13 protein-coding genes are annotated in these 11,809 nt (G+C 64.6%); 4 read left to right on the forward strand and 9 right to left on the reverse strand.

The window, feature by feature from the left end; translation table 11 throughout:
• Positions 1–370: 370 nt before the first annotated feature.
• On the reverse strand, positions 371–1,054 hold the full coding sequence (locus J1M81_RS22695; protein ID WP_206498890.1) for an ABC transporter ATP-binding protein: 684 nt from the start codon (positions 1,052–1,054) through the stop codon (positions 371–373).
• Positions 1,051–2,082 (reverse strand): ABC transporter permease, encoded by a 1,032-nt coding sequence (locus tag J1M81_RS22700; RefSeq protein ID WP_206498891.1) that lies wholly within the window; start codon positions 2,080–2,082, stop codon positions 1,051–1,053. The genes J1M81_RS22695 and J1M81_RS22700 overlap by 4 nt, the downstream gene beginning before the upstream one ends.
• A gap of 235 nt (positions 2,083–2,317) precedes the next feature.
• Here J1M81_RS22700 and J1M81_RS22705 point away from each other — a divergent pair, with 235 nt between their 5' ends.
• On the forward strand, positions 2,318–3,499 hold the full coding sequence (locus tag J1M81_RS22705; protein ID WP_206498892.1) for a sensor histidine kinase: 1,182 nt from the start codon (positions 2,318–2,320) through the stop codon (positions 3,497–3,499).
• Positions 3,496–4,134 (forward strand): response regulator transcription factor, encoded by a 639-nt coding sequence (locus tag J1M81_RS22710; protein ID WP_206498893.1) that lies wholly within the window; start codon positions 3,496–3,498, stop codon positions 4,132–4,134. Before J1M81_RS22705 ends, J1M81_RS22710 begins: the two co-directional genes overlap by 4 nt.
• A gap of 58 nt (positions 4,135–4,192) precedes the next feature.
• Here the strand turns inward: J1M81_RS22710 and J1M81_RS22715 are convergent, their stop codons facing one another.
• Both J1M81_RS22715 and J1M81_RS22720 read right to left on the reverse strand, forming a co-directional pair.
• Positions 4,193–5,092 carry a GGDEF domain-containing protein gene (locus J1M81_RS22715; RefSeq protein ID WP_241258398.1) on the reverse strand — a complete coding sequence of 300 codons (900 nt, stop codon included), beginning with the start codon at positions 5,090–5,092 and terminating at the stop codon, positions 4,193–4,195.
• Positions 5,093–5,976: 884 nt separating this feature from the next.
• On the reverse strand, positions 5,977–6,162 hold the full coding sequence (locus J1M81_RS22720) for a hypothetical protein (RefSeq protein ID WP_206498895.1): 186 nt from the start codon (positions 6,160–6,162) through the stop codon (positions 5,977–5,979).
• Between the two features lie 533 nt (positions 6,163–6,695).
• Here J1M81_RS22720 and J1M81_RS22725 point away from each other — a divergent pair.
• Positions 6,696–6,923, forward strand: a complete 228-nt coding sequence (locus J1M81_RS22725; protein ID WP_206498896.1) for a hypothetical protein — start codon at positions 6,696–6,698, stop codon at positions 6,921–6,923.
• Here J1M81_RS22725 and J1M81_RS22730 read toward each other — a convergent pair.
• From J1M81_RS22730 to J1M81_RS22750, 5 genes are all read right to left on the reverse strand, one after another.
• Positions 6,899–8,173 (reverse strand): hypothetical protein, encoded by a 1,275-nt coding sequence (locus J1M81_RS22730; protein ID WP_141215153.1) that lies wholly within the window; start codon positions 8,171–8,173, stop codon positions 6,899–6,901. The two genes, J1M81_RS22725 and J1M81_RS22730, sit on opposite strands and share 25 nt — an antisense overlap.
• Positions 8,174–8,298: 125 nt before the next feature.
• Entirely contained in the window at positions 8,299–8,646 is a 348-nt protein-coding gene (locus J1M81_RS22735; RefSeq protein ID WP_032400201.1) for a helix-turn-helix transcriptional regulator, read from the reverse strand.
• Complete coding sequence (locus J1M81_RS22740; protein WP_241258386.1) at positions 8,646–9,776, reverse strand: tyrosine-type recombinase/integrase; 1,131 nt, start codon at positions 9,774–9,776, stop codon at positions 8,646–8,648. Before J1M81_RS22740 ends, J1M81_RS22735 begins: the two co-directional genes overlap by 1 nt.
• Positions 9,777–9,853: 77 nt before the next feature.
• Complete coding sequence (locus J1M81_RS22745; RefSeq protein ID WP_052047650.1) at positions 9,854–10,318, reverse strand: VOC family protein; 465 nt, start codon at positions 10,316–10,318, stop codon at positions 9,854–9,856.
• A gap of 148 nt (positions 10,319–10,466) precedes the next feature.
• Complete coding sequence (locus J1M81_RS22750) at positions 10,467–10,790, reverse strand: hypothetical protein (protein WP_037190622.1); 324 nt, start codon at positions 10,788–10,790, stop codon at positions 10,467–10,469.
• Positions 10,791–10,935: 145 nt separating this feature from the next.
• Here J1M81_RS22750 and J1M81_RS22755 point away from each other — a divergent pair, with 145 nt between their 5' ends.
• Entirely contained in the window at positions 10,936–11,793 is an 858-nt protein-coding gene (locus J1M81_RS22755; RefSeq protein WP_241258387.1) for an ArdC-like ssDNA-binding domain-containing protein, read from the forward strand.
• Positions 11,794–11,809 lie beyond the last annotated feature (16 nt).

The raw sequence follows: 11,809 nt of genomic DNA on the forward strand, positions 1-11,809 counted from the left end.
AATGGAATGTCGCGGCGAGGCAGAGCCCGGAGTGGTAGTTGCGTGCGAGCTTGTCTGAGCGCATCGCGATCCCGCGCCATTGCTCGAGCTTATTCAAGCACCGCTCGAGGACGTTGTGGCCGCGGTAGATGACGCGCTGTCGATCGCCGGAATCGATCGGTCGCCCTCGACGCTTGCGGCGGTGGGCGATCTGGTCGTCCCGTTCCGGGATCGTCGCCGCGATACCGCGATACCGCGATACCGCGATACCGTGACCCCGCGGCCAGGCCCGGTGCGCTCTCGATAGGTAGTCCTTATCCGGTAATCGCACGGTCGGGCCGGGTCCGTGGCCGACCTCGACCGACTGGCACCCGGATCTGTTCGAGCCGGTTCAGCGGGTTTGAGCGTTGACCAGTAGCCGGCCGTCGACGATCTCCACAACATTGTCCATGTCGGACAGATGTGCGCGATCGTGAGTGACCACCACAGTCGCAGTACCGTTGGTGTGGGTCAGGGTGGTGAGGAGATCGAGGATCGCTGCTCCGCGCTCGTGATCGAGTGCGCTGGTGGGTTCGTCGACCAGCAGCACTGCAGGGTTGCTCATCAAGGCTCTGGCGATATTGACCCGTTGCCGTTGCCCACCGGAGAGTCGATGCGGCCTCTTGTGCGCGTGATCGCCGAGGCCGACAGCGTCGAGCAGCATGAGCGCGTGCGTTGCGGCGCCGCGGGGGGAGTGCCCATCGAGGTGGGCGATGACCTGTAGTTGCTCGACGGCGGTCAACGACGGCAACAGATTGGGCTGTTGAAAAACGGTCCCGATCTTGTTGCGCCGCAGTGTCGTCAGTTCGTTGCGGGTCATTGCGACAGTGGGTGTTCCGTCGACGACGACGCGTCCGCTGTCGGGGGTGGTCAAGGTGGCCGCCACGGCGAGCAAGCTGGACTTGCCGGAGCCGGACGGGCCGATGACGGCAGTCATCGTGCCTTTCTCGACGTGCAGATCGACGCTGTCCAGAGCGGTCAGCCGGGCGTCGCCGTCGGAGTAGGTGAGGGTGATATCGGTCAGATGCAGGCTCATCGTGCGCTCCCGAGTGCGGTGAGGGGGTCAACGGAGGTGATTCGGTTGATGGATAGTCCGGCGCCGAATGCGCCGAGGACGATGATGATCAGCGCGGGTAGCGCCACGGTGCCGATGTCGAGCACGAACGGCACGGTGCCGCCGACGAGTGCGCCCACTCCTGCGGCCAACCCCGTTCCGACGACGGTGCCGATGGTCAGCAGCGCGACGGCCTGACCGAGCGCATCTCGAAGCAGATATGCGGTGGATGCTCCGAGAGCTTTGAGTACCGCGACGTCGCCACTGCGCTGGATGGTCCACACGGTGAAGAACGCCCCGATGACAAGTGCAGAGATAGCGAAGAGGAAGGCGCGCATCAGTTGCAGCGAACCGTTTTCCGAGCTGTAGGAGCCAACGGCGGACTTGGCGTCTGCGGTGGGCACCGTGTCGGTGCCGATCCGTTCGTCGGCCGCAGTGAGGTCGACGCCGGAGACAGTGCTCAACCCGACCACTGTCGCGCGCAGCGGGCCGTCTGACGCTCCGCCGGACAGGGTCTGCCAGGCCTGCAAGTCCATGTAGATCACCGGGGTGTGGCTGTAGGAGGCGTCGCCGTCGACATCAGCGACCGTCAGCCGCTGTCCACCGAGGACGAAGTCTTCGCCGACTCCGACGTCGAGCTCGTCGGCGGCCGACGTAGACAGTACTGCGCTGCCGGTGCGGATTCGGTCCGATTCCGGTGCCAGAGTCGAGCCTGGCTGCACGCCGAACGCGGAGATCGAGGCGCTGCGCGGGCCGGCCTCGGCTTTGGTGGTCGTGATGCCGAGTGGTTCGGCTCGCTGAACTCCGTCCACTTGTGCCCACTGCTGCCAGGTGGATTCGGTGACGGTGCTGTCGGTGAACGACACCGCCTTGCCCCCTGTCGGTGCCGAGAATGTCAGATGGTCGGCCGGCAGGTCGGTGATAGCCGACGTGCTTTCTCTGCCCAATCCTGCGGTGAGTCCGGACAACAGGCCGACCAACATGGTGATCAGCACGATGACGGTTCCCATCAGGGCGAACCGCCCTTTGGCGAATCGTAGGTCTCTCCAAGCGACGAACACGTCTTTTCTGCCTTTCTTGCAGACGACCGGATCAAGTACCCGGTGACTGAGTCCAACTCTCGCCGCTGCCTGGGTGCGGGGGCATCGACCGGGAGAGTGCATCCTGAGAGCCGGAAGGATCAGAGCCGGTTACACCTTTCGGCCGATGCCGGCCGAGTGCGAACCGCATAGCCTGGACACTGTTATGGATCCGTCGTCGCTCACCCCTGTCCTGCGCATCCTGCGAGGGTGCCTACATCTGTTGCTGGGGGCATTGCTGACGCTGTCGATCGTGCGTGCGGTCCAGGAGCGCGTACCGCACCTGATGGCGGTCGTCGTTCTTGCCGTGGTCCTGGGCGTGGTGTACGCGGTGGGCGCAACCTGGCCGAGAGTGCGTCACTCCGGGGCGATCGCCGCGGGATGGCTCGTGGCTGTCTGGGCGGTGTGGACGGCGTTGCTCGTGGTGAGCCCCGAGGCCGTGTACCTGGCGTTCCCGTTGTTCTTTCTCGAGCTCCATCTCCTGCAGACGAAGTGGGGCATGACGGCCGTTGTCGTCACGACCGTCACGGCGATCGCTGGGTTCAGCTGGCATCAGGAAGGTTTCGAAGTCGGAGCGGTGGTCGGGCCCTCGCTCGGTGCCGCGGTCGCGATCGCGGTCGTTCTGGGCTACCAGGCGCTCTACCGAGAGAGCGAACAGCGGCGCGCGCTCATCGAGGAACTGACGGCTGCTCGCGGAGAACTGGCGGCGGCCGAGCACGAGGCCGGGGTCCTGGCCGAACGTGAACGGCTGGCCCGTGAAATCCATGACACCCTTGCTCAAGGTTTGTCCAGCATCCATTTGCTGCTCCGCGCGGCGGAGCGCCTGCTCCCCACGGGTTCCGACGAGGCGAACAGGCATATCGTCCAGGCCCGAGAGACAGCGTCGAGCAATCTCGAAGTGGCCCGCCGCTTCGTTCGTGCGCTCACACCGCCGGATCTGGAGAACGGCTCACTTCCCTCGGCGTTGGAACGATTGTGCGCCCGCACTTCTACAGCTACCGGACTACCGGTCGACTGGCAGTTGTCGGGTGTTCCGGTACCTCTCCAGACAGCACACGAGGTTGCGTTGCTGCGCATCGCTCAGTCTGCTCTGGCGAATGCCACGCAGCATGCTGATGCCACCCGGGTGGCGGTCACCCTGAGCTACATGGACACCGAGGTGGCGCTCGACGTCGTCGATGATGGTGGGGGCTTCGATCCCGACACCGTCAGCACTGGGGATCGTGGTTTCGGGCTGCCCGGGATGAGGGCTCGCGCTGACTCACTGCGCGGCACCCTGGCGGTGGAATCGAAACCTGGCGAGGGCACAGCCATCGCCATCACTGTGCCGTTGGAGGTGCGAACATGATCCGCCTCCTCATGGCCGACGACCATCCGATAGTTCGCGCAGGATTGCGCGCGGTACTCGAGACCGAGCCGGATTTCGTGATCATCGCCGAAGCGACGACAGCCGAGCAGGCGATCGAACTGTCAGCCGAGCTCGAGGTCGACGTGGTGCTGATGGATCTGCAGTTCGGTCCCGGAATGCACGGCGTCGACGCCATCGCCCGCATTGCCGCCCTCCCCAGCGCACCGTATGTCCTGGTATTGACGACCTACGACACCGATGCCGACATTCTCGCTGCCATCGAAGCCGGCGCAGTGGGCTATTTGCTCAAAGACGCACCGCCCGATGATCTCTCGGCCGCGGTACGCACTGCCGCAGCGGGAGGGTCGGCGCTCGCGCCTGCTATCGCGTCGCGACTGATGGACCGGATGCGGACACCCGGAAACACCCTGACGTTGCGTGAGATCGAAGTGCTGCAGTTGGTGGCAGACGGACACTCCAACGTGCAGACCAGCCAGCAGCTGTTCTTGAGTCAGGCCACCGTCAAGTCTCATCTGGCCCACATCTACACGAAGTTGGGCGTCGATTCACGGACCTCGGCCGTGGCAGCAGCAACGTCCAGGGGCCTGATCCGGCCCGGGCAACAGCAACACTGACCCGGCACGCGGCAGTTCGAACCCGGCTCGCACACTTCGAGGGGGTCGTCGGACGTACTTACAGCACCGTCATCGAAACATCGTTTCCCCCCGACTCCTTTGCGCGATACATGTGAGCATCCGCCGTTCTGGCCATTCGCACAATGGTCGAGGCCCCGATACCGGGCGACATCGAACTGACTGGGAGCACTGCTGCGCCGATGCTTGCTGTCACAGGTACCGGATCTGTCGGATGATACAACCCTGTTTTGACCAGATGGATCAATTCATGCAGATCGCATTCCGCGCCAGTGGACGCCACCAGAAATTCCTCGCCGCCCGTTCGTGCCACAACGCCTCGTCTACCTGCCAGTGCGGCCAAACGATTTGAAACCAGTTGAATGACCTCATCCCCCCGAGCATGCCCATGATAGTCATTGACCCGCTTGAACTTATCTATATCGACTACGAGAACTACAAGAGAAAGTCGTTTCTCTTCAGCCTCCGCCCACAAATCGAGTAGCGCGTTGTCTGCGCCTCTCCTGTTGAAGACGCCAGTCAGGGGGTCGAGTGTCGAGTTCCGCGCGTCACGCGATATCAGGGTCCACGCAACTTGAGCGAACACCGGTGTGCCGTTGGTAGCCACGAGTACGGTGCATGTCGTAGCCAGAATCGTTGCCGGGTCCTCATTTTCACCCCGAAATGCCAAATAGCCGAAAACTACAGTAAAAAAACTTGACCACGCCAAGTGCGCCGCCAGCCATCGCGGGCTCATGAGATATCCAACAAACGCCCCCGTCACCGAGAAGAGAACACACCCGGTCAAACGCCCGAAATCATCGTAGAAAGCCAAAACTGAGGTCAATCCTACGTCCCCGAAAATGGCGAACATAACAAAGACTTGTACCAGCCTTTTCCGACCATTGGGCAGAGGCAGCACCAGCCAGGCACCTGCAACCGCGACCTGAATTCCCAGCATCACGACAATCCAGGTTCTACCGCTCTCGCTCGTGGGACCATGGAAACTGAACAACATGACCGTCGAGATAAAAGCGATGGACAGAGTCCCCGCTGCGATGACCCCACCGAGAAGTCCGCGCAAATGACGGGTGGAGTGATGAAGTACTATCCAGTCGTAGTCGAACGGTTGCGTGAACCAGTCCGACAGTGCCGCGGAGGCTCGGCCGAAAGAGCTCTTGCGATGCCGACCCGACCGCGGTGGCTCACCGTAACGCTGCGACCGGATCGTATGCACCCATCCCCATTCCGTCGACCGTTGCCAGCTTCACTAGAAGGCCCAGTCCGGTCGATGCGCAACCCCGACTGCACAGGTGGAGCAAGGCTCTTACCCGCCTGTGCCGACCTCACAGCTACTTCAAGTTCGATGAAGCGGGTCGGCCCACAAAGCCGGAGTCATACCGTCATGTTCGTCTAACGCTTGTCGCGACCGGAACGCAGGTGGTTCGCCGGCGCAGAAACACAGACTTGTGATCTGTTGCGTAGGAATGGTAGCCATCCGGTCGAACAAGGTCCATAGCCTGCGCTGCTCAATTCTGAGGAAATGGACAGACATCGACGACGATGGTTTCCGATTGAACCAGCACAGGTTACGGGTGCAGGCGGAGTCAACAATCATCAGAGCCTGATCCACCCTCGCCGACGTCGAAATCCGTGCGACCGATTACTGGCGGATCTCCTGGCGCGCCATTTGGGTCGAAAGCGGACGGTGCATCGACACTGCCACTAAGTGACGTGCAGGTCAGAATCATGTGCACTTACGTGGCTCTTCCCAGATGACGGTGTAGGTCGGCCGGGCGCGTCGGTCCGCAGATAGACGTCGAGGTCTCCCGACGATGGAGGTTCCTACGCCATCCATCCGAAAGACCTCGACGTGTCCGACGCTACCCCCGGCCCAGCCACGAACCCCGCGATCAACGTCGCCTGCGGCTGAGTCAAATCCCAGTCCATCAACGGACCCCACACAATTCCTCCCACGATCAACACAACAGGGACACCGAAGGCCAGCGACACACCAAGAACCCACTTCATGCCTCGGCATCATGCCTTGCTCCAACATCACCCATGTTGGTCTGTCAACATTCCACGCCACCCCGACCACCGAATTCGTCCCATTGCTGCCGCGACACCGAGCGTGGCCGGTCTCCGTTGCTCCCGCACAGTCACCGGGCGAGCTCCTCAGGTGGGAGGTGGCCCGCTGGCCGGCGGCGACGCGCGTGATGCATTCCGCCTGGCGGTGGTGCCGGCCACCTTGCGGGCGTCCCTCCGAACCGAGCTCCGCTGCGCTCCGCACCGCGAATAGACATCGATTTCTTGTCGCACATCTGGCTCCCGGCGATACTGCATCACCCGGGCCCGCCGCCTCAACCCCTCGCTCCGCTGCGCTTCGACCGAAGGCTCCGAACACTTTTCGTCCCGTGCTCGCTGCGCTCCCACGAAAACTGTCCTGCCGCGGGGTTGCCCCGTCGTTCCCGTGCGCTGCTGTCTCTCCTCACGCCAGAGGACGGCGACAAGAAATTGGCAGAGCAGGCCGGGGGACCGGTCACGAGGGAGAGGGGCCAGTCATGGCATCACGGACCAAGACCAGTGCAGCGGACAAGGCCGAAGCACGCCGCGAGCTGGCGGCATCACTGCACGCCTCGATCACGGACAAGGTAGCCGAGCTGACCAGCTCCGATACCTGGCGCGCGTACCTCGATCACGTGGCCTCGTTCCACTCCTACAGCACTGGCAGGGTTGCCGTATTCGACCCTGCGAATAGCGAGACTCAGGAGTGGCGGTCGGCGGCGTAGTTCGCCCATTGGCCGCTGGCTCGGAGCGTGTGCTGCGCGACGGTGTGTGCGTTCAGACCCAGCATCGCGGCGAGTGCGCTCGGTGGGAGCTCTCGGGTGAGGTGGGCGATGGCGGACAGTCTCAGGGCCTGCGGACTGATACCGATGCGACGCAACCGGTTACCGAGCGCCGTCGCCGTGAGTGGTATGTCAGCACGGTGACCGGGGAAGAGCCATGTCTGAGGTATCTGCTCGGCGGTTCCTGCGCGTCGTGGTCGGGGTAGTTGCAGTGCGATCTGGGCGAACGGATCCGGTAGCAGAAGCGTGTCGGCGCTGCCGAGCCGCAGTTCCACCCCGGCGTCGGTTTCGGTGACGTGGGCAGTGGTGAGTCCGGCGATACGGGTCAGTGGTTGGGCGAACAGCGCGATCAAGGCGCCGGCGAGCCGGTCGGCGGGGTCCAGAGACTCGTCGTGGACGAGGCGTCGGCAGATCTGCCACCTCTCGTCGTCGTCGGTGGGGACTTCCGCTCGGCCTCGGTAGCTCGAGGGGAGGGTGAGTGTGCGGGGTAGGTGCCGGTTGCGTCGTGCCCACGTCAGGAAGGACCGCACGCGCCAGTGGGCGGCTCCAGGCGCGCTGAACCAGGTGTCGATGTCGTGTTGTGTGCACTCGCCGAGCTCTGTCGAGCGCTGCTGCAGCAAGTCGAGGAACAGTGCCGATTGGCGAATCTGTGAGCGAGCGTTCTGGGCGCCGACATGGCCTTCCCGCTTCTCGGTCGCCGCGCGCAATCTGGGGAGTACGGCCCACTGTGTCCACCGGGTCAGGAGTGCGCGGTGGTTCGGGGTCAGGCTGCTCAGTAGTTGGGGGAGTTGGGCTTCGAGGCGGCGCAGGCTGCGGTCGAGGTCCGGGCCGAGGATGCCGGTGGCGACGAGGAGTGAGCGCAGGTGCTCGACCGACTTCGGGTGCGGGAGGGTGTCGAACGAGGTGTGTGTGAGGGCTGTGCTGCCGTCCTGGATGGAGAGCAGCAGGGGTGTGGTGCGGATCAGCCACCGGCGGGTGGTGACGGGTTCGGCGTGCAGGAGCGGCTGCCGCAGCGGTGCGAGGGGGCCGTCGGCATGAGGAGGGATTATCGCGTCGAGGCGGCGGGTCAGTGTGCACCGGTGACAGAGGGTGTCGCCTTCGGCGCCGGTGAGAGCTGATCCTGTTGCATCGCAACAGGTGCAGGTGCGACGCGCCTTCTGGCGGCACCACCGGCAGGTGTCGGCGTCGTCCAACAGTTTGTCCGGCTTTCTGCAGCCGGCGCACGTACCGCGGTGCTGCGTGGCTCGTTTTCTGCAGCGGTCGCACACCGTCATGCCGCGAACCTCGGCGGTGGTGCAGATGCGACACCGTCCTGCGATCACTGTCGCCGGATGTCGGCGCGTCGTGGTGTGCGGGTCTTGGCGCGGGTGGTCGCGGCAGCGGTGTCGGGGCGGTGTGTCGATGTTCCGGTCGCGGTCCCTGTGGCGGGTTCGGCGATCGGTTCGATGAGGTCGTTGGGTGTGCAGGTGAGGATGTCGCACAGTGCCATCAGCGTGCGCAGGCTCAGACGTTCGGGTGTCCCGGTGACCAGGCGATACACCTGTGCTTCGGAGAGTGTGATGCCCCGTTCGGCGAGGAGGGGTCCGAGTCCGGTGGTCGCGAAGATGCCCTGGTCGGCCAGGAGGCGGCGCAGATGCCACTGGTAGTTCAGCTGCGGGTGCGGCATCAGTTCTCCTCGTCGGTGCTCGCGGTGGTGAACGCCCGACTCAGTGCTCGTCGGAGGGCGTTGTTCTTGTAATCGGTGCCGACGCTGGTGTAGATCGCGGTGGTCGATCCCCAGGAGTGTCCGAGTTGTTGTTGGACGAAGAGGTGATCGAACCCGTCCTCGAGCAGATGTGTCGCATACGAGTGGCGCAGACAGTGCGGGCCGAGGTGCTTCTCGAGCCCGACGGCGTCGCGGTACTCGGCGAACCGTTGGGAGATCGACACCGCTCCCACCCGTGCGCTGCGCTCGGTGGGCCAGAGGGCGAGTTGGTCGGAGTCGTAGAGGGGCCGGATCTCGGTGACCCACTCGTCGACGGCCTCGGCGGCCCATTCCATGGTGGTCAGGACCGTGCGGCGCCGCGGCGGTCCGCCGGAGAGGGCTTTGCCGTGGCGCACCGACAGCGCCCCGTAGCGGCCGAACTCGGTGGCCGCGGGGTTGGCGGTCCAGTCGACGGTGTCGAGCATCGAGGCCTCCCGGCGGCGTAGGCCCCAGGCGTAGATCACCTTGAACAGCGTGGCGTCGCGATAGCTCGCCAGCCATCCTTTGCGGCCGGAGGCGCCGACCCGGTTCACCCGGGTGTCGCAGTAGTCGAAGAACGCCTGCAGCTCGTCGCGGGTCAGCGGCCGATTGCCGGGTCGCCCTTCATAGTCGCTGCGGTGCACGACCATGTTCCACTCGTGGAAGATCTGCACCGGGTGCACCCCGAAGTGCCGCTCACAGACCTCGTGCCACCGGTAGCGGACGTCGGAGATGTAGCTGCAGAAAAGCGATGCCGCCATCTGATACAGCCGCACCGTCGAATGCGCGGCTCCCGACTCCACCAGATGCGTCGTCCACTCCTCGACGTCCGCCGACGACCACTGCCACGGGTAGTCGTTGGTGAAGACCACCAACCGGCGCACGATCTGTGTCCGCCGCTCGATGGTCAGGTTCGCGAGCATCCGCGAGCGCTGCTGTTGCTCCCACCCTTCGATCATCGCCGCGAGCACGGTCTCCTCGGGCGCGAGCAGCGACAGACCGTCTCGCATCAGGTGATCTGCCGACCCCCCGGCGCGAGAAGCGCCGGACCCGACGGTATCCATGGCCGACATCGCATGAACGTATCATGCATCCAATGCAAGTTTCGTGATGACGCCGATGGATGCGTGGTGATCAACGGCTCCGCCGGTCAGGAAGTGGTGACAGCGTCACCGTCACCGTCGACGACCGGGCTTTCGGTCCGAATAGTGTTCGTGGAGAACGTGAGCAGGTTCCCATCGCCGTCGACGGTCGCGAATTCCGTCGTCCCCCAGTCCGTCGCGACGGGGTGGCCGGCGTCTGCCGGGTGCAGAACGCCCGCGCGCGAGAGTTCGTCGTACAGTTCCGTGATCTCGTCGACGGTGATGCGGCAACTGGCCGTTCCGGCGAGGAAGGTCTCCGCTCCGCTGCACACCGGCCACGGCGCAGGGTCGGTGCGGGTGGTCCAGCTGTCGTCGTCGGAGGCCCACAGGTGGATCTCGACGTCGTCTCGAGTGAGCTTGGCGAAGGTGGGATCGGAGTACTGCGCCGTGAAGCCGAAGGCGCGGGTGTAGACGGCGATCGCGGTCTCGATGTGCCGTACCGGCAGCGCGGGGACCGCTCTGGACATAGCCATGGGCAACACTAACGCCGGCGAACGCCACGAGGGAGTGAACGCTGCCGTGCCTTAGGGGAGTGCGTGCAGGTCGAGGTTCACTGGTCGCCGCGCGGGCGCTACCGCTCAGTGTTCGACCGGGGCGGCGGGACGCGACCCTTCGCTGCGTTCATCGTTGCAGCGCTTCGCCTTTCGATTGCAGCGACGCGGCGAGTTGGTCGACGGTCGGCAGACCCGCCAGGCCGCGGTCGGTCGAGTAGACGCGGCAGGCGAGTTCGGTCAGTTGCACGGCATCGTCGAAGGCATCGACGCCGTCGACAAGGATGGTCGGTGAGCCGGCGAAGGCCGACGCCGCTGCCTCGGCGTCGGACGAGATCAGCCGGTGACCGATCTCGATGTCCGACTGTCCGATCAGGCTGGCCGCAGCGCGAACCCGGTCCGCAGCTTCCTGCCAGTTCGGGCACCCGTCGAAGTACAAGATTTCCACCTTCATACGAGCGAGTCTGCCCTCGAATCGGATGGCGTGCCGGTGCGGCCACAACGGGCGTCGGTTCATGGTGAGATCGTGTCGGCTGCAACGGGCGGGGCGGCGATCGTGCATCTGATGCTATTCCGCATCCTTCTTCAACAACGTCCTGTTGATCCTCGCCCAGAAGCCCGAGGCCACGCAGGTCGCCGGATTCCGTGCCTGGCAGCAGCGTGGGCGGCAGGTCCGCAAGGGGCAGAAGGCGATCCGGATCTACGGCTACAGCTCCCGCATCGTCACCGAGACCGACCCCGACACCGGCGACGAAGAGACCCGCAAGGTGCCCACGTTCCCGATTCTGTCGGTGTTCGATCACTCGCAAACCGACCCGATCGAGGGACACCCCCAGCCCGAGGGCATCGCTCAGCTTCTCACCGGCGCCGATCCGGACGCGATCTACGACCGCGTGGCAGCGATCATGACCGGCCGAGGCTGGACCGTCATCCGCGAGGCGATCCCCAGTAGCGCGAACGGCTACACCACCACCGACGGCTCCCACCGGATCGTCGTCGACGCAGCGTTAGAACCCGCAGCGGCCGCGAAAACGATGATCCACGAGGCAGCGCACGCAATCATGCACGCACCCGACCTCATCGGCCCCGAAGCCCGCAAAGACCTGCACCGGGGCCGGATGGAAGTCGAAGCCGAATCCGTCGCCTACGTCCTGGCCGGGATGCTCGGACTCGACACCAGCGCCTACAGCGTCGGCTACATCGCCGGATGGGCAGCAGGAGACCCCGAGCAGGTCACCGCCACCGCGAAAGCAGTACTGACCGCTGTCCACGATCTGGCCGACGCCCTCGACCCTGCCGACGCCGAGTCGGACGACGGCGAGGACACCGGGACCGGGGCAGCCGCCTCATATGGAGGTCGGCCTGTCAACGACGGCATGGTGAAGCGGTGGCACGCACCGTCGTGTGTGCCACCGCTTCCTGTTGCCGGGATGGTGATCGATGCGAGTGGGAGGTGAGCGTGTCGTAGTGTTC

Origin of the sequence: Rhodococcus sp. KRD175 (genome assembly GCF_017168275.1) — a bacterium.
GTDB classification, from domain to species: Bacteria; Actinomycetota; Actinomycetes; order Mycobacteriales; family Mycobacteriaceae; genus Rhodococcoides; species Rhodococcoides fascians.